The sequence below is a fragment of the Pseudomonas sp. Colony2 genome, from assembly GCF_019382755.1.
GTDB lineage: Bacteria > Pseudomonadota > Gammaproteobacteria > Pseudomonadales > Pseudomonadaceae > Aquipseudomonas.
The window spans coordinates 882,016-897,892 of sequence record NZ_CP080030.1 but is presented as its reverse complement, the minus strand read 5'-3'; the positions used below and the strand labels follow the sequence as shown (position 1 = coordinate 897,892).

Sequence of the window (15,877 nt, the reverse complement as noted above, 5' to 3'; positions counted from 1 at the left end):
GGAAAGCAGGAGCATTCCCGATCACACCGCCAGCATCCGAGCGTTGTCGCATGCTGTAAAAATTCGCGTACCCCAGACACGCCAACGCGGGAGCAAGCTCCCGCGCGGCGACATCCTACCAGTCACCGCTTGTGAGCGGTCAACCGGGCGACCAAGTTACTTCTGGTCTTTGACTTCTTCGAACTCGGCATCGACAACATCGTCGTGCTTGGCTTCAGGTTCTGCCTGGTGTGCAGCACCGTCAGCCGGTTGGCCTTGTTCGGCGTACATTTTCTGAGCCACTGGCGCAGAGACTTTCGACAGCTCTTCAACCTTGGCTTCGATAGCAGCCTTGTCGTCGCCTTTAACGGCGGCTTCCAGGGCAACTACTGCGGCTTCGATTGCAGTTTTCTCTTCGGCAGTCACTTTGTCGCCAGCGTCAGCGATCATTTTGCGAGTCGAGTGAACCAGTGCATCACCCTGGTTACGGGCAGCGGCCAGCTCTTCGAACTTGCGGTCTTCGTCAGCATTGGCTTCAGCATCACGGATCATCTGCTGGATTTCTTCCTCGGACAGACCCGAGTTAGCCTTGATCACGATCGACTGAGTCTTGCCGGTGGCCTTGTCTTTGGCGCCTACGTGCAGAATGCCGTTGGCGTCGATGTCGAAGGTCACTTCAATTTGCGGCACGCCACGTGGTGCTGGTGGAATCTCGGCCAGGTCGAATTTGCCCAGGGACTTGTTCTGACCGGCTTGCTTACGCTCACCTTGCAGCACGTGAATGGTCACGGCGCCCTGGTTGTCGTCGGCAGTCGAGAACACTTGCGATTTCTTGGTAGGAATCGTGGTGTTTTTCTCGATCAGCGCAGTCATCACGCCACCCATGGTTTCGATACCCAGGGTCAGCGGGCTTACGTCCAGCAGCAGAACGTCTTTCACGTCGCCGGCCAATACCGCACCCTGGATGGCAGCACCCATGGCAACTGCTTCGTCCGGGTTCACGTCTTTACGCGCTTCTTTACCGAAGAACTCGGTAACCAGCTTCTGAACCAGTGGCATACGGGTCTGACCGCCCACCAGGATCACGTCGTTGATCGCGCCAACATCGATACCCGAGTCTTTCAGCGCAATGCGGCAAGGCTCGATGGTGCGTTGAACCAGGTCTTCTACCAGCGCTTCCAGCTTGGCGCGGGAGATTTTCACGTTCAAGTGCTTAGGACCGGTAGCGTCTGCAGTGATGTACGGCAGGTTCACGTCGGTCGAATTGCTCGAAGACAGTTCGATCTTGGCTTTCTCAGCGGCTTCTTTCAGGCGCTGCATGGCCAGCGGGTCACCCTTGAGGTTCATGCCGCTTTCTTTCTTGAATTCGTCAACGAGGTAGTCGATCAGACGAATGTCAAAGTCTTCGCCGCCCAGGAACGTGTCACCGTTGGTGGCCAACACTTCGAACTGGTGCTCGCCATCGACTTCAGCGATTTCGATCACGGAAACGTCGAAGGTACCGCCACCCAGGTCGTAAACGATCACAGTGTGGTCGCCCTTGGCCTTGTCCATACCGTAGGCCAGAGCGGCTGCGGTTGGTTCGTTGATGATACGTTTCACGTCCAGGCCAGCAATACGGCCGGCGTCTTTGGTCGCCTGGCGCTGGCTGTCGTTGAAGTAGGCCGGAACGGTGATCACCGCTTCAGTCACGGCTTCACCGAGGTAGTCTTCGGCGGTTTTCTTCATCTTTTTCAAGATTTCAGCCGAGATTTGTGGCGGCGACATTTTCTGGCCGTTCACTTCAACCCAGGCGTCACCGTTGTCAGCCTTGGCGATTTTGTACGGGACCATCTTGATGTCTTTCTGTACGACTTCTTCGTCGAACTTACGACCGATCAGACGCTTCACCGCGTACAGGGTGTTATGCGGATTGGTCACAGCTTGACGCTTGGCGGACTGGCCCACCAGGATTTCGCCGTCGTTGGCATAAGCCACGATGGACGGAGTGGTGCGTGCGCCTTCAGCGTTTTCAATAACTTTGGATACGCCGTTTTCCAGCACGGAAACGCAGGAGTTGGTAGTCCCCAGGTCGATACCGATAATTTTGCCCATGATTTACTCTCCCGAAACTTAGATTTTTTTGCCGCAGCAGTGGTGGCTAACTGCGGCAGTACTTAAACGCTTGACTTATAGATGGGGCCGTTACGACTTATTTCAAGCCTGCTCATCAATAGAAGGTGCAACCGGTGCAGGAGCCTTGCTCACCACAACCATTGCCGGGCGCAGCAAGCGACCATTGAGCTGGTAACCCTTCTGGAACACCTTCAATACGCTGTTCGGCTCAAGATCAGCGTTTTCCTGCATCGCCATTGCCTGGTGATGCTCGGCATTGAACGGCTCGCCGCCTTGCGGATCGATAGCTTCCAGCTGATAACGCTTCAGGGTGTCCTGGAACATTTTCAGGGTCAGTTCGATCCCTTCGCGCATTGGGCGGATGTTTTCGTCGTCCGGGTTGGACAGCTCAAGGCCACGCTCCAGGCTGTCGATGATCGGCAACAGATCACCGGCAAATTTTTCCAGGGCGAATTTGTGAGCTTTTTCTACATCCTGCTCGGCGCGGCGGCGGACGTTCTGCAGATCGGCGGCAACACGCAACGATTGATCCTGTGCGCCTGCCAATTGCTCTTCGAGCACTTGCACACGAGCGGCCAGGTCTTCACCTGCGGCCTGGTTGGCGTCTGGATTTTGCGTATCCTGCGTCTGTTCGTCAGCCATAGATTTCTCCTTTCAAAATCATGCGCGAACTCGACTCGCGCTTCTGTTCCGGTATATGGGGCCACAATTTTCAGGTTCAAGGGTCGAGGCGTTACCAAAAGTCTTTCACTTGTCCTGGATCAATTCTTATCAATCATTCCCTGTTGCGCTTAAAAAGCGATTTATTCAAGCAAATCGGACTAAGCATCAGGATTGTCACCTCCAAACAAAACACTGTATAAATAACCAGACCTAAAGCCTGGGAGCGGCCGTCATGCTGGTGCACCTGTCCGTACATAACTACGCCATCGTTGAACACCTGGATCTTGAACTGGATCGCGGGATGAGCGTAATCACAGGCGAAACCGGCGCCGGCAAGTCGATCATGCTCGACGCCCTGGGCCTGACCCTGGGTGATCGCGCCGACAGCGGGGTGGTACGCCCGGGCGCCGACAAGGCCGACATCCTCGCCACCTTTGACCTGGCCGATATCCCGGAAGCCGAGGCCTGGCTTGCCGAGCGCGACCTTAACAATGAAGGCCCGTGCATCCTGCGCCGGGTGATCACGGCCGAAGGGCGCTCCCGCGGCTATATAAATGGCACGCCCTGCCCGCTCGGCGATTTGAAAGCCCTGGGCGAACTGCTGATCGATATCCACAGCCAGCATGAACACCAGTCCCTGCTGAAAACCGACACCCATCGCCGACTCCTCGACGAATACGCCGGTGCCACCGATCTTGCGCGCCAGGTGCAATTGGCTGCGCAGCGCTGGCGCCAGACCCGCCAGGAGCTGGAGCGCCTTTCCAACTCCGGCGATGAGCAGCGTGCCCGCCACCAATTGCTCAGCTACCAACTGGAAGAGCTGGAAAGCCTGGGGCTCGGCGAAACGGAACTGGAGCAACTGGAACAGGAACACAAGAACCTCACCAACGCCGAAACCCTGCTGGGCATCTGCCGGCAAGTGGTGGAGCAGTGCAGCGAAAGTGATTCAGGCAATGTGCTCAACGCCCTGACTGCAAGCCTGAACCGACTATCCAGCGTGAATAACGCATCAGGCTCGCTGAACGAAGCCACCACCTTGCTGACCAGCGCGCAAATCCAGGTAGAAGAAGCCGTGGGCGAGCTGAACCGCTTCCTCGATCACTTCGATGCCGACCCAGCCCGCCTGCAGGATATAGAAGAGCGCCTGGACACCATCTACACCCTGGCGCGCAAACACCGGATCCAGCCGACCGAAGTCGCAACCATGCAGCAAAAGCTGCTGGATGAAATTGAAACCCTGAACGCCAACGACGAATCCATCGAGCGACTGGGTGAAGAGCTGGCGTCCTTTGCTCGTCATTATCACGAGAAAGCCCGAGAGCTCAGCGACCTGCGCCATCAGGCAGCGACCGGCCTGGCCAGTGCGGTAGAGCAGGAAATCCAGCGCCTGGGCATGCCCGGCGGGCGCTTCACCATCGAGTTGCACACCAACACCAGCAATGAACTGCTGCCCAACGGCCTTGAACAGGTAGAACTGCTGGTCAGCGCGAACCCGGGCCAGCCACTCAAGGCACTGGCAAAGGTAGCTTCCGGCGGCGAGCTGTCGCGGATCAGCCTGGCGATTCAGGTGATCACCGCCCAGACCTCTCGCGTGCCAACACTGGTATTCGATGAAGTGGACGTAGGGATCGGCGGCCCGACTGCCGAGATCGTGGGCCAGTTGCTGCGCCGGCTGGGCGATCGCGGCCAAGTACTGACCGTCACCCACTTGCCACAAGTAGCCGCCCAAGGGCATCAGCACTTGTTCGTGCACAAGGTGCGAGGCAGCGATGCGACCCATACCGCCGTGTCCAAGCTGAACAAGACCGAACGGGTAGAAGAAGTGGCGCGGATGCTCGGCGGCATCGACCTGACCAAGGAGTCCTTGGCTCACGCGAAGAAAATGGTGGTAACCGCGAAGGTCTGAAGCCTGGCTTACTGAGTATTTTCTTTCTATAGAAAGCACGAAGGCGACCCTAGGGTCGCCTTCGATCGTTTCGCAGAGCGAATCTGCGTAGCTTTCTTACTTTTTCTTACGTATGTAGAGAACCAGATTGTGGTCCACCAAATCGAATCCATGCTGCTCAGCGATCATGTGCTGGAGCTTCTCGATTTCCGGACTGGTGAACTCGATAACCTCATTGGTATCCAGGTCAACCATGTGGTCGTGATGACCGCCGTCGGCCAGTTCGAACACTGCATGACCGCCGTCGAAATTATGACGAACCACCAGTCCTGCTGCTTCAAACTGGGTCAGAACACGGTAAACCGTGGCCAGGCCGACGTCCTCGTTAGACTCCATCAGCGCCTTGTATACATCCTCGGCACTCATGTGGCGCTGCTCAGCAGAATCGAGCATTTGTAGAATCTTGACTCGTGGCAGAGTCACTTTAAGACCGGCTTTGCGTAGTTCGCTATTTTCAACCATGGTTAGCTTTCTCGCGGATGCTGCTTCGCAGCTTCTCTTAATACGGGTATGATCGGCGTTTACGTTGTCCCAGCCAAGATAGTGGAAGTCGCCCACCGATGCAAAACACCAAGCTCTTGCTAACCAGTTTCACCTTTGTGGGACTGCTCGCACTCGCCGGTTGTTCATTCCCCGGGGTTTACAAAATCGACATCCAGCAGGGCAATGTCGTCACGCAGGACATGATAGACCAGTTACGCCCGGGAATGACCCGACGGCAAGTACGGTTTATCATGGGCAATCCCCTGCTGACCGACACATTCCATGCCGATCGCTGGGATTATCTCTATAGCATCCAACCTGGTGGCGGTGAACGCCAGCAGGAGCGGGTCAGTGTCATCTTCAATGGCAATGACCAGCTCGTCAGCCTGTCGGGGGACTTCAAACCGGGCGTAAGCCGCGATGAAGCCTTGCTGGGCAAGGACAACGGCACCACCGCTCCTGCGCCCGCGCAGAACGAGGAGAAGCCCAAGTCCGAGGTACCGGCCAAGCCCGGCTCCTTGCTGGACGAGATCCAGAAAGGCGTCGACGGAGTACAAACCGTTCCGGTGCCGACTCCAGAACCCCTGGATGCCAGCCCGCAATAAGTTTGCAGCGCTCGATAAAAAGCCCGGCATGCCGGGCTTTTTGTTGCCTGCTGTTTCGCAAGCTATGAATTCTGCTGTTTTGCCTTGGCGGCCTTGGCCGCACGCAAGCGACGTATCTCCATCGGATCTGCGAGCAATGGCCGATAGATCTCGATTCGGTCTCCAGCCTGCACCACACGCACGTCAGCGTCTGCCACCACCTTGCCGAAAATCCCCAAGGGGCAATCCTGCAGATTCAGCTCCGGAAATTGCGCAGCCATTCCCGAGCCCAACACTGCAGCCCTGAGGGTTGAGCCCGGCGCTACTGCCAGGCTCATCAACACCTGGCGATCCACCGCGGCGTACACCACCTCGATTTCAACCAATGGCTCAGCCATGCATTTGCTTGGCGCGCTGGCAAAACGCGTCCACCAGAGTATTGGCCGCCTGATTGAACAGTGGCCCCAGGGTGGCACGCACGATAGGGCCGGCATAGTCGAACGACAGGTCCAGGCTGATCTTGCAGGCTTTCTCGTTCAACGCCTTGAACACCCACACACCGTGCAACTGAGTGAACGGACCTTCTTCGAGATTCATCTCGATGGACTGCCCGGGCACCAGCGTGTTGCGCGTGACAAAGTGCTGGCTCAAGCCGCCCTTTGCCACACCCACGCTGGCAACCATGTGCTCATCACTGCTCTCCAACACCTCGGCAGTCGAACACCAAGGCAGGAACTCCGGGTAACGCGCCACGTCGTTGACCAGGTCATAGAGCGCCTGTGCCGGATAAGGCAGCAGGGCCGAACGTTGAATATGCGTCGTCATGTGAGCGTTATTTCCACAGCTGAGCGGCAAACATCGCGAAAGGACAACAGGATTCGCGAAAGAAAAAAATCAAAAACCAGCCTGCATTGTCCGGGATTCATTCAACACGCTCAAGCACGCAGGTTGACCGTAGCCGACGCGCTCGCAACTCCCTATAATGCCGCCCCTATGGCTAAACAAAAGAAACACCCAACAGGGACCATCGCGCAAAATAAAAAGGCGCGACACGATTACTTCATCGAACATCGTTTCGAGGCTGGTCTGGTCCTGGCCGGCTGGGAAGTAAAAAGTCTGCGTGCCAGCAAGCTGCAGCTGGTCGACAGTTATGTGCTGCTCAAAGACGGCGAGGCATGGCTGCTCGGCAGTCATATCACGCCGCTGATGACCGCCAGCACCCACGTGATCGCCGACCCGGTGCGCACGCGCAAGCTGTTGCTCAATGCCCGCGAGCTTGAAAAGCTCCACGCCGCCGTGCAGCAAAAGGGCTACGCCTGTGTCTGCCTGTCGTGGTACTGGAGCAAGCACCTGGTCAAGTGCGAGATCGCACTGGGCAAGGGCAAGAAGGAATACGACAAGCGTGATACCGAGCGCGAGCGCGATTCCAACCGGGAATTGCAGCGTGCCGTGCGCAACAAGGGCAAGGAAGACTGACTTTCTTGTGACTTGATGTGGATGACGGAGCCCGCTCCCTCATCCACAGCATTTGCTACATCCCTTTGCGCCGTTCCGCCCGGGCCATGCGCTGAACCTCCTGCCGCACTTCCTCCAGCACTTCCTGCACATACAGCAGGTGACGTGTTGAGACTTCCCGTGCCTGCTCGGCACGCCCCTCGATAATCGCCAGGTACAGGTCCCGGTGCTGATTGATCAGCATGTCGCGGGTCTCCGTACGCTGCTGGTACATGCCGCCAATATTGGTCACCACATTACGCTTGAGCAGGTCGAACAGGCCGCGAATGGTGTGCAGCAATACCGCGTTATGGCTGGCCTCGGCGATGGCCAGGTGAAACCTCGCATCCGCCGCGCCCTCTTCCGCCCGGCTCACTTCATCCGACCGCGTGTAGCAATCCTGCAACTCCTCGAACGCTGCCGTTAGCCGCTCGCGGTCCACCTCAGTGGCACGCAACGCTGCGTAATACGCGCACGAGGCCTCCAGGGTCTGACGAAACTCCAGAAGATCACGCTGAGCCTCCGGATTATTTTCCAGCAGATGCAGCAGCGGATCACTGAAGGTTGAACCCAGCGACTCCACCACATAATTGCCACCACCCTGGCGACTGATCAGCAAACCTTTTGCCACCAGCTTCTGGATCGCCTCACGCAACGACGGACGCGACACCCCGAACTGCTCGGCCAGTGCGCGCTCGGCCGGCAAGCGCTCGCCCGACTTCAGCGTGCCCTCAAGGATCATGCCCTCAAGCTGCTCGACGATGTCGTCAGACAAACGGCGCTGACGCACCTGATCAAACCCCATAGCTCACTCTCCACCATCCCGACCACTCGCCGGGGCCCCTATTCTGGCCTATCGCCGCGCATCCGGCACCTATCAGAACGCCCTCGTTTAAGCCAATCAGCACCCACCAACCCCGACCTACAACCAAAGATTCACAAGCGGCAAATTGACACATCCCCCAGAAGGCTTTTAACCTAGCCAACGGTGATTGTAAATTGGTAATACCAATTACCCAAATCATCCAAGCAGTGCCTGACCAACAACAATTAGGGGCCACCCCATATGCAAACCTGGCAACAGCTCTACAGCCCGCTCGGCAGCCTCGGCCTGTCCGCACTGGCCGCCGTCATTCCTATCGTATTTTTCTTCCTGGCCCTGGCGGTGTTTCGCCTCAAAGGCCACGTTGCGGGCAGCATCACCCTGGCACTGTCGATCCTGGTGGCGATATTTGCCTTCCAGATGCCGGTCGACATGGCGCTCGCCGCCGCCGGTTATGGCTTCGCCTACGGCCTGTGGCCAATCGCCTGGATCATCGTCGCCGCCGTATTCCTGTACAAACTGACGGTCAAGAGCGGCCAGTTCGAAATCATCCGCAGCTCCGTGCTGTCGATTACCGACGACCAGCGCCTGCAAGTGCTGCTGATCGGCTTCTGCTTCGGCGCGTTCCTGGAAGGCGCCGCCGGTTTCGGCGCACCGGTGGCGATTACTGCCGCACTGCTGGTAGGCCTGGGTTTCAACCCGCTGTATGCCGCCGGCCTGTGCCTGATTGCCAACACCGCCCCCGTTGCGTTCGGCGCACTGGGGATTCCGATCATCGTGGCCGGGCAGGTGACCGGGATCGACGCGTTCAAGATCGGCGCCATGGCCGGTCGCCAGTTGCCGCTGCTGTCACTGTTCGTGCCGTTCTGGCTGGTGTTCATGATGGACGGCCTGCGCGGCGTCAAGGAAACCTGGCCAGCCGCACTGGTTGCAGGCCTGAGCTTCGCCGTTACCCAGTTCTTCACCTCGAACTACATCGGCCCGGAACTGCCGGACATCACCTCGGCCCTGGCCAGCCTGATTTCCCTGACCCTGTTCCTGAAAGTCTGGCAGCCCAAGCGCAGTGCCGGCGCGCAAATCGTTGGCGCAACGTCCGGCACTGCCGTCACTGCCAGCGCCGGTGGCTTTGGCCTGCCGCGCAACACCCTGGCTTCGCCTTACAGCCTGGGGGAAATTTTCAAGGCCTGGTCGCCGTTCCTGATCCTGACCGTGCTGGTCACCATCTGGACCCTCAAGCCGTTCAAGGCGATGTTCGCCGCCGGCGGCGCGATGTACAGCTCGGTATTCAACTTTGCGATCCCGCACCTGGATCAACTGGTGATCAAGGTTGCGCCCATCGTTGCCACCCCGACGGCCATCCCGGCGGTATTCAAGCTTGATCCGATTTCCGCGACCGGCACGGCGATTTTCTTCTCCGCCCTGGTATCGATGCTGGTGCTGAAGATTGATTTCAAAACTGGTCTGACCACCTTGAAAGAAACCTTTTATGAGCTGCGCTGGCCGATCCTTTCCATCGGCATGGTGCTGGCCTTTGCCTTCGTCACCAACTATTCGGGCATGTCATCAACCATGGCCCTGGTGCTGGCGGCTACCGGCGCGGCATTCCCGTTCTTCTCGCCATTCCTCGGCTGGCTCGGGGTATTCCTGACGGGTTCTGATACTTCATCCAACGCACTGTTCAGCTCGCTGCAAGCCACCACCGCGCACCAAATCGGCGTCAACGACACCTTGTTGGTAGCGGCGAACACCAGCGGCGGCGTGACCGGCAAGATGATCTCGCCGCAGTCGATTGCCGTGGCATGCGCCGCCACTGGCCTGGTGGGCAAGGAATCCGACCTGTTCCGCTTTACCCTCAAGCACAGCCTGTTTTTCGCGACGATCGTCGGGCTGATCACCTTGGCCCAGGCTTACTGGTTCACCGGTATGCTGGTGCACTAAGACCTGCACGCGATAGGGTAAGAACCGACGCCGGGCAGCGATTCCGGCGTCTGCTATTTCTGGAGGACCGATGAGCCTGCCTGCTGCTTTTCTGAGCGACGCCGCACAACTGATCCCGAAAGATCGTCGTTTCGACGATCCACTTTCCACACTCGCCTTCGGCACCGACGCCAGTTTTTACCGACTGATCCCACAACTGGTGATCCGGGTTGAATCGGAAGATGAAGTGGTGGCGCTGCTGCAACTGGCCCAACGCGATCGCGTGCCGGTGACCTTTCGTGCGGCGGGCACCAGCCTTTCGGGACAGGCCATCAGCGACTCGGTACTGATCGTGCTGGGGGACAATTGGAACGGGCGCGAGATTCGCGGCCAGGGCACACAAATTCGTCTGCAGCCCGGCGTGATCGGGGCGCAGGCCAACGCCTGGCTGGCACCGTTCGGGCGCAAGATCGGCCCGGACCCGGCGTCGATCAATGCCTGCAAGATTGGCGGCATCGTCGCCAACAATGCCAGCGGCATGTGCTGCGGCACGGCGCAGAATACCTATCACACCCTGGCGGGCATTCGCCTGGTGCTGGCCGATGGTAGCCGCCTGGACACGGAAGATCCGGCCAGTGTTGCGGCCTTTCGCCAACGTCACGGCGACCTGCTTGAACGCCTGGCAACCCTGGGTCGCGAAACCCGGGCAAACGCTGAGCTGGCTGCAAAAATCCGCCACAAATACCGTCTGAAAAACACCACCGGCTTGTCACTCAACGCCCTGGTGGATTTCGACGAGCCACTGGATATCCTCAGCCATTTGCTGGTCGGCTCCGAAGGCACCCTGGGCTTTATCAGCGCAGTGACCTACGACACGGTGATCGACCACCCGAACAAAGCCTCGGCCCTGATCGTGTTCCCGGATGTGGAAACCTGCTGCAACGCGGTGACCGTACTCAAAACCCAACCTGTTTCAGCGGTTGAACTACTGGACCGCCGCAGCATGCGTTCGGTGCAGGACAAACCCGGCATGCCGGCTTTCGTACAGCAGCTATCGGAAAATGCCTGCGCCCTGCTGATCGAATCCCGCGCCGCCTCGCCCTCGCTGCTGCATGAGCAACTGGCGCTGATCATGGCTTCCCTGGCCAGCTTCCCAGTGGAGAAACAAGTCGACTTCACCGAAGACCCGGTGGAAAACGCCCGCCTGTGGGCAATCCGCAAAGACACCTTCCCCGCCGTGGGCGCCGTGCGTAAAACCGGCACCACCGTGATTATCGAAGACGTGACCTTCCCGGTGGAACAACTGGCCATTGGCGTCAATCGCCTGATCGAGCTGTTCGACAAACATCACTACGACGAAGCGATCCTTTTCGGACACGCCCTGGAAGGCAATCTGCACTTCGTCTTCACCCAAGGCTTCAACAGCGCGGAAGAAGTCGCACGCTACCAGGCGTTCATGGACGACGTCGCCCAGTTGGTGGCCGTGGAGTTTGGCGGCTCGCTGAAGGCCGAGCACGGTACCGGTCGCAACATGGCGCCCTTTGTCGAACTGGAATGGGGCAGCGATGCCTACCAATTGATGTGGCAGCTCAAGCGCCTGCTTGACCCCAACGGCATTCTCAACCCGGACGTGGTGCTCAGCGAAGACCCGCAAATCCACCTCAAGCACCTCAAGCCACTGCCCGCCGCCGACGAGCTTGTGGATAAGTGCATCGAGTGCGGTTTCTGCGAACCGGTGTGCCCGTCTAAGGGGCTGACCCTGAGCCCGCGCCAGCGCATTGTGATCTGGCGTGATATCCAGGCCAGGAAACGCGCCGGTATCGACACCACTGAACTGGAAGCGGCCTATCAATACCAGGGCATCGACACCTGCGCGGCGACCGGGCTTTGTGCTCAGCGTTGCCCCGTGGGAATCAATACCGGCGACCTGGTGAAAAAGCTGCGCAGCCGCGACGCCGACCGTACGAAAACCGCCGAATGGCTGTCGGCGCACTTCGCCACGGCACTGCAAGGTGCGCGCTTCACCCTGCACGTAGCCAACGGCGCGCGCATGCTGCTGGGCGCGCCGCGACTGGCGAAGCTCTCGGCCACGGTAACCCGGCTGTCCAAGGGGCAAATCCCGCAGTGGACCAACGCCATGCCGCAACCGGAAAAGGCCATTCGCTTCAGCCCCGCCGTGAGCGATGAGCGACCCCGCGTGGTGTACCTCGCCGCTTGCGTCTCACGCGCGATGGGCCCAGCAGCCGGCGACCACGAACAGATGTCGCTGTACGACAAAACCCGCGGCCTGCTGGAAAAAGCCGGTTACCAGGTAGTCTTCCCCGACAATCAGGACAACCTCTGCTGCGGCCAACCATTCGCATCCAAGGGCTACGCCGAACAAGCCGAACACAAACGCCAGGAACTGATCGGCGCCCTGCTCCAAGCCAGCCGTGGCGGCCTCGACCCGATCTACTGCGACACCAGCCCGTGCACCCTGCGCCTGGTCCAGGACCTGGCCGAAACCCGTCTCGACCTCTACGACCCCGTGCGTTTTATTCGCACCCACCTGATGGACCGCCTCGACTTCACCCCCCAGGAAGCCCCGATCGCCGTGCACGTCACCTGCAGCACCCAACACCTGGGAGAGAGCCAGGCGCTGATCGACCTGGCCAGGCAGTGCAGCAAAAACGTGGTGATCCCCGAAGGCATTCATTGCTGCGGGTTTGCCGGCGACAAAGGCTTCACCACGCCCGAACTGAATGCCCACTCGCTACGCAGCCTGAAGGACGCGGTGCAGTATTGCAGCGAAGGCATCTCCACCAGCCGTACGTGTGAGATTGGTCTGACGCAACACGGTGGAATTGACTACCACGGCCTGGTCTACCTCGTGGACCGAGTAACCCAGGCGCGCGCCCATTAGAGCCGCCCCTTTTTGGTGCCAAACCTAATGATTTCGGGGTTTTTCGACTAATCCAGCGACAAAACAGAACCCCTGCGCGCCGGCGTAGTCATCTGCATAGGCCTCGACAAACGAGGCTCATCAGTGACCTCGCTGGCTGCACGGAAAACCGGCAGCATCGAGCCCTATTTGCACAAGGAGATACCCATGAAGCGTTCCGCTCTTGCTGGTTTGTTCATTACCGCTGCGATGCTGGCGTCCCCCGCGTTTGCGGCCGGAACAAAAGACGATCTGTGCCAAATCAACCTGGACAAAATCAACAACGGTAAAGCGTTGCTCGCCACCGACACCAGCGGCAAATCTGGCGAAATCGACACCGCCGTTTCCCAAGCCAAGGCAGCCCATGCGGCAGGCGATGACAAGAAATGCATCGAGATCACCTCCAAGGCCCTGCAAAGCCTGCAAGACTCGGACAAAGGCGGCAATCAGTAACTCGCTGATTGCCCGAGGCCAACCTTCGGGTTGGCCTTCTGTGATCGATTGACGTACACTGCACAGGCTTGTCACTCACTAAGAAACAACGAGTTACGAGCACGGGGCCGTTTAGGATTCGACGCCGGTTGCGAAACTTTAGGTGCATGCCGAGTTGGTAACAGAACTCGTAAATCCACTGTTGCAACTTCTTATAGTTGCCAATGACGAAACCTACGGGGAATACGCTCTCGCTGCGTAAGCAGCCTTAGCCCTTCCCTCCTGGTACCTTCGGGTCCAGCAATCATCAGGGGATGTCTGTAAACCCAAAGTGATTGTCATATAGAACAGAATCGCCGTGCAGTACGTTGTGGACGAAGCGGCTAAAACTTACACAACTCGCCCAAAGCACCCTGCCCTTCGGGTCGCTGAGGGTTAACTTAATAGAAACGGCTACGCATGTAGTACCGACAGCGGAGTACTGGCGGACGGGGGTTCAAATCCCCCCGGCTCCACCACTTGATCATCTAAAGACGTCCACGGACGTCTTTTTTTGTGCCTGAAATCCAGTGAATACGGGGGTTTCAGCGCTTATGGAGGCTTTGCACGGTTTCTGAGTTCCAGGCGCTTTGGTATCCCAGGTGGTATCCCGGACTACCAAATGCTATTTTCAGGATACCAAAACGGTGCTGGAGGTAGCCCCATGCCTACTAACGCAACCCGCCTCTCCGATCGCCAGCTCAAGGCAGTCAAGGCAACTGGTAAAGACTTCGTCCTCAGCGACGGCGATGGCTTGCAGCTTCGAGTACGCGCCAGCGGCTCGATGATGTGGAATTTCAATTACCGCGAGCCGTTGACCAGAAGCCGTATCAACATGGCGCTTGGTCCATACCCCGACCTCTCGCTAGCCAACGCCCGAAAGAAAGCCGCAGAGGCGCGTGAGTTGCTCGCTTTGGGCATTGATCCCAAAACCCAGCGTGATGAGGTAAGACAAGCCAAACTTGCTGAGAGTGAACACACTTTCGAGAAGGTGGCCACGGCCTGGTTCGAGCTGAAGAAAGACTCCGTAACCAAAGCCTACGCCGAAGACATTTGGAGATCGCTGACGCTTCATGTTTTCCCAAGCATGAAAACAACGCCGCTCTCTCAAATCACTGCTCCGATGGTTATCAAGATCCTTCGTCCAATCGAGGCCAAAGGGAGCCTCGAAACCGTGAAACGATTGAGCCAACGACTGAACGAGATCATGACCTACGGGGTCAACTCCGGGCTGATATTCGCGAACCCCCTCAATGGAATTCGGGCGGTATTCAAGAAACCCAAGAAAGAGAACATGGCTGCGCTACCACCTGAGGAGCTTCCCGAGCTCATGATGGAAATCGCGAACGCCAGCATCAAGCGCACGACCCGCTGCCTGATCGAATGGCAACTGCACACGATGACCCGCCCTGCCGAAGCGGCCACCACACGATGGGCAGATATCGACTTCGACAAGCGCATTTGGACCATTCCGCCAGAGCGCATGAAAAAGCGTCGGCCGCACACAATCCCTCTTACCGATCAGGCACTTTCGTTACTGGAGACGCTCAAGCAACTCAGCGGTAACAGAGAGTACGTGTTCCCCTCAGATAGAAATCCCCGCACCCATGCCAATAGCCAGACCGCCAACATGGCGTTGAAGCGCATGGGCTTTCAGGACCGTCTGGTCAGCCACGGCTTGCGCTCGATGGCGAGCACCATCCTGAATGAGCATGGCTGGGATCCGGAGCTGATAGAGGTCGCGCTGGCGCATGTCGACAAGGACGAAGTTCGTAGCGCCTACAACCGGGCGGATTACATCGAACGCCGGCGTCCGATGATGGCCTGGTGGAGTGAACATATCCAGAAGGCGGCCACCGGCAGCCTGTCGGCATCGGCCATCAATCAAACCAGAGATCGCAACGTCGTACCGATTCGCTGAACATCCAAAAGGTACGCGCCACCGGTTACGATCCGTGTCCTGTAGTAGAGCGAAAGGAGTGACGACAGTTGCCAGATCTCTGGTATGCCTGCGCTTCTTCAGCCAAGCCCCTGAGTATGGGAAGGCTCCGCATTCCCATACTCAGGGGCTCATGCTTAAAGGTCTATCAGGCAACCACGACTTTTGCCTTTCTACGGCGGATCAACCCTGCTGTTAACTCGTAGTAGTAGACGGTAGCTGGAGCTGAGCATCGCAAATAGTGCTCCAGAAACCATCTCACGTGCTTTTCTCTCCAGGACCAGGGAGTCGCGCAACCCCAGCGTTCACGAATCACCTCGTGCATCCTTTCTGCTTGCCTGATGTGCCGCTGCTGCGTGGCATGCGCACCTTTGAGCATGGGGCGCAGGAACAACGCTATGTCGAACTCGGCCGTCATCGCCGGCCTCCGATGTAGGCACTCACCACATCGATGCGGTTATGTCCCAACTCATGGCTGATCTGCTTACGGGCTCGCTGATCGAGTGCTCGATCCTCTCGATGAACACGTCCACCATTAACGGGT

Annotated in this window: 14 protein-coding genes, 1 other RNA gene and 1 pseudogene; 8 read left to right on the top strand and 8 right to left on the bottom strand. The window is 58.2% G+C overall.

What is annotated here, in order from left to right:
- Positions 1–156: 156 nt before the first annotated feature.
- Both dnaK and grpE read right to left on the bottom strand, forming a co-directional pair.
- Positions 157–2,073, bottom strand: a complete 1,917-nt coding sequence (gene dnaK / locus JV201_RS03590; protein ID WP_003212222.1) for a molecular chaperone DnaK — start codon at positions 2,071–2,073, stop codon at positions 157–159.
- A gap of 102 nt (positions 2,074–2,175) precedes the next feature.
- Positions 2,176–2,736, bottom strand: a complete 561-nt coding sequence (grpE, locus tag JV201_RS03585) for a nucleotide exchange factor GrpE (RefSeq protein ID WP_003212224.1) — start codon at positions 2,734–2,736, stop codon at positions 2,176–2,178.
- Positions 2,737–2,989: 253 nt separating this feature from the next.
- Here grpE and recN point away from each other — a divergent pair, with 253 nt between their 5' ends.
- Positions 2,990–4,663 carry a DNA repair protein RecN gene (gene recN, locus JV201_RS03580; protein WP_087693402.1) on the top strand — a complete coding sequence of 558 codons (1,674 nt, stop codon included), beginning with the start codon at positions 2,990–2,992 and terminating at the stop codon, positions 4,661–4,663.
- A gap of 96 nt (positions 4,664–4,759) precedes the next feature.
- Here the strand turns inward: recN and fur are convergent, their stop codons facing one another.
- Positions 4,760–5,164, bottom strand: a complete 405-nt coding sequence (gene fur / locus JV201_RS03575) for a ferric iron uptake transcriptional regulator (RefSeq protein ID WP_003212228.1) — start codon at positions 5,162–5,164, stop codon at positions 4,760–4,762.
- 98 nt (positions 5,165–5,262) lie between these two features.
- On the opposite strand from fur, the gene JV201_RS03570 reads away from it, so the two are divergent.
- Positions 5,263–5,790, top strand: a complete 528-nt coding sequence (locus JV201_RS03570; protein ID WP_003212232.1) for an outer membrane protein assembly factor BamE — start codon at positions 5,263–5,265, stop codon at positions 5,788–5,790.
- A gap of 62 nt (positions 5,791–5,852) precedes the next feature.
- Here the strand turns inward: JV201_RS03570 and JV201_RS03565 are convergent, their stop codons facing one another.
- Complete coding sequence (locus tag JV201_RS03565) at positions 5,853–6,167, bottom strand: RnfH family protein (protein ID WP_177009217.1); 315 nt, start codon at positions 6,165–6,167, stop codon at positions 5,853–5,855.
- Positions 6,160–6,594, bottom strand: a complete 435-nt coding sequence (locus JV201_RS03560; RefSeq protein WP_003212236.1) for a type II toxin-antitoxin system RatA family toxin — start codon at positions 6,592–6,594, stop codon at positions 6,160–6,162. Before JV201_RS03560 ends, JV201_RS03565 begins: the two co-directional genes overlap by 8 nt.
- Positions 6,595–6,762: 168 nt before the next feature.
- Between JV201_RS03560 and smpB the strand changes: the two genes are divergently transcribed.
- Positions 6,763–7,245, top strand: coding sequence for an SsrA-binding protein SmpB (smpB, locus tag JV201_RS03555; RefSeq protein WP_003212238.1), 483 nt, complete (start codon positions 6,763–6,765; stop codon positions 7,243–7,245).
- Positions 7,246–7,300: 55 nt separating this feature from the next.
- Here the strand turns inward: smpB and JV201_RS03550 are convergent, their stop codons facing one another.
- Complete coding sequence (locus JV201_RS03550) at positions 7,301–8,068, bottom strand: FCD domain-containing protein (RefSeq protein WP_003212240.1); 768 nt, start codon at positions 8,066–8,068, stop codon at positions 7,301–7,303.
- A gap of 261 nt (positions 8,069–8,329) precedes the next feature.
- On the opposite strand from JV201_RS03550, the gene JV201_RS03545 reads away from it, so the two are divergent.
- The 5 genes from JV201_RS03545 to JV201_RS03525 all read left to right on the top strand — a co-directional run bounded on the left by JV201_RS03545 (position 8,330) and on the right by JV201_RS03525 (position 15,315).
- Complete coding sequence (locus JV201_RS03545; RefSeq protein WP_003212243.1) at positions 8,330–10,024, top strand: lactate permease LctP family transporter; 1,695 nt, start codon at positions 8,330–8,332, stop codon at positions 10,022–10,024.
- Between the two features lie 70 nt (positions 10,025–10,094).
- Positions 10,095–12,905 (top strand): FAD-binding and (Fe-S)-binding domain-containing protein, encoded by a 2,811-nt coding sequence (locus tag JV201_RS03540; RefSeq protein WP_219406528.1) that lies wholly within the window; start codon positions 10,095–10,097, stop codon positions 12,903–12,905.
- 186 nt (positions 12,906–13,091) lie between these two features.
- Positions 13,092–13,376, top strand: coding sequence for a hypothetical protein (locus JV201_RS03535; RefSeq protein ID WP_008436825.1), 285 nt, complete (start codon positions 13,092–13,094; stop codon positions 13,374–13,376).
- 103 nt (positions 13,377–13,479) lie between these two features.
- Positions 13,480–13,873, top strand: a transfer-messenger RNA (tmRNA) gene (gene ssrA, locus JV201_RS03530).
- Between the two features lie 185 nt (positions 13,874–14,058).
- On the top strand, positions 14,059–15,315 hold the full coding sequence (locus JV201_RS03525) for an integrase domain-containing protein (RefSeq protein ID WP_029299023.1): 1,257 nt from the start codon (positions 14,059–14,061) through the stop codon (positions 15,313–15,315).
- A 166-nt stretch (positions 15,316–15,481) separates the two neighbouring features.
- Here JV201_RS03525 and JV201_RS29545 read toward each other — a convergent pair whose 3' ends face one another.
- Both JV201_RS29545 and JV201_RS29540 read right to left on the bottom strand, forming a co-directional pair.
- Complete coding sequence (locus JV201_RS29545) at positions 15,482–15,751, bottom strand: hypothetical protein (protein WP_029299025.1); 270 nt, start codon at positions 15,749–15,751, stop codon at positions 15,482–15,484.
- Positions 15,748–15,877, bottom strand: a pseudogene (locus JV201_RS29540) (integrase); the annotation flags it as partial. The gene JV201_RS29545 and the pseudogene JV201_RS29540, both read right to left, overlap by 4 nt.

Excerpts from the sequence above, each read along its gene's own strand:
- JV201_RS03560 (WP_003212236.1), bottom strand. The coding sequence starts at position 6,594 with ATGACGACGCATATTCAACGTTCGGCCCTGCTGCCTTATCCGGCACAG.
- JV201_RS03535 (WP_008436825.1), top strand. The coding sequence starts at position 13,092 with ATGAAGCGTTCCGCTCTTGCTGGTTTGTTCATTACCGCTGCGATGCTG.
- JV201_RS03540 (WP_219406528.1), top strand. The coding sequence starts at position 10,095 with ATGAGCCTGCCTGCTGCTTTTCTGAGCGACGCCGCACAACTGATCCCG.
- grpE (WP_003212224.1), bottom strand. The coding sequence starts at position 2,736 with ATGGCTGACGAACAGACGCAGGATACGCAAAATCCAGACGCCAACCAG.
- smpB (WP_003212238.1), top strand. The coding sequence starts at position 6,763 with ATGGCTAAACAAAAGAAACACCCAACAGGGACCATCGCGCAAAATAAA.
- fur (WP_003212228.1), bottom strand. The coding sequence starts at position 5,164 with ATGGTTGAAAATAGCGAACTACGCAAAGCCGGTCTTAAAGTGACTCTG.
- recN (WP_087693402.1), top strand. The coding sequence starts at position 2,990 with ATGCTGGTGCACCTGTCCGTACATAACTACGCCATCGTTGAACACCTG.
- JV201_RS03570 (WP_003212232.1), top strand. The coding sequence starts at position 5,263 with ATGCAAAACACCAAGCTCTTGCTAACCAGTTTCACCTTTGTGGGACTG.
- dnaK (WP_003212222.1), bottom strand. The coding sequence starts at position 2,073 with ATGGGCAAAATTATCGGTATCGACCTGGGGACTACCAACTCCTGCGTT.
- JV201_RS03545 (WP_003212243.1), top strand. The coding sequence starts at position 8,330 with ATGCAAACCTGGCAACAGCTCTACAGCCCGCTCGGCAGCCTCGGCCTG.
- JV201_RS03565 (WP_177009217.1), bottom strand. The coding sequence starts at position 6,167 with ATGGCTGAGCCATTGGTTGAAATCGAGGTGGTGTACGCCGCGGTGGAT.
- JV201_RS03525 (WP_029299023.1), top strand. The coding sequence starts at position 14,059 with ATGCCTACTAACGCAACCCGCCTCTCCGATCGCCAGCTCAAGGCAGTC.
- JV201_RS03550 (WP_003212240.1), bottom strand. The coding sequence starts at position 8,068 with ATGGGGTTTGATCAGGTGCGTCAGCGCCGTTTGTCTGACGACATCGTC.
- JV201_RS29545 (WP_029299025.1), bottom strand. The coding sequence starts at position 15,751 with ATGACGGCCGAGTTCGACATAGCGTTGTTCCTGCGCCCCATGCTCAAA.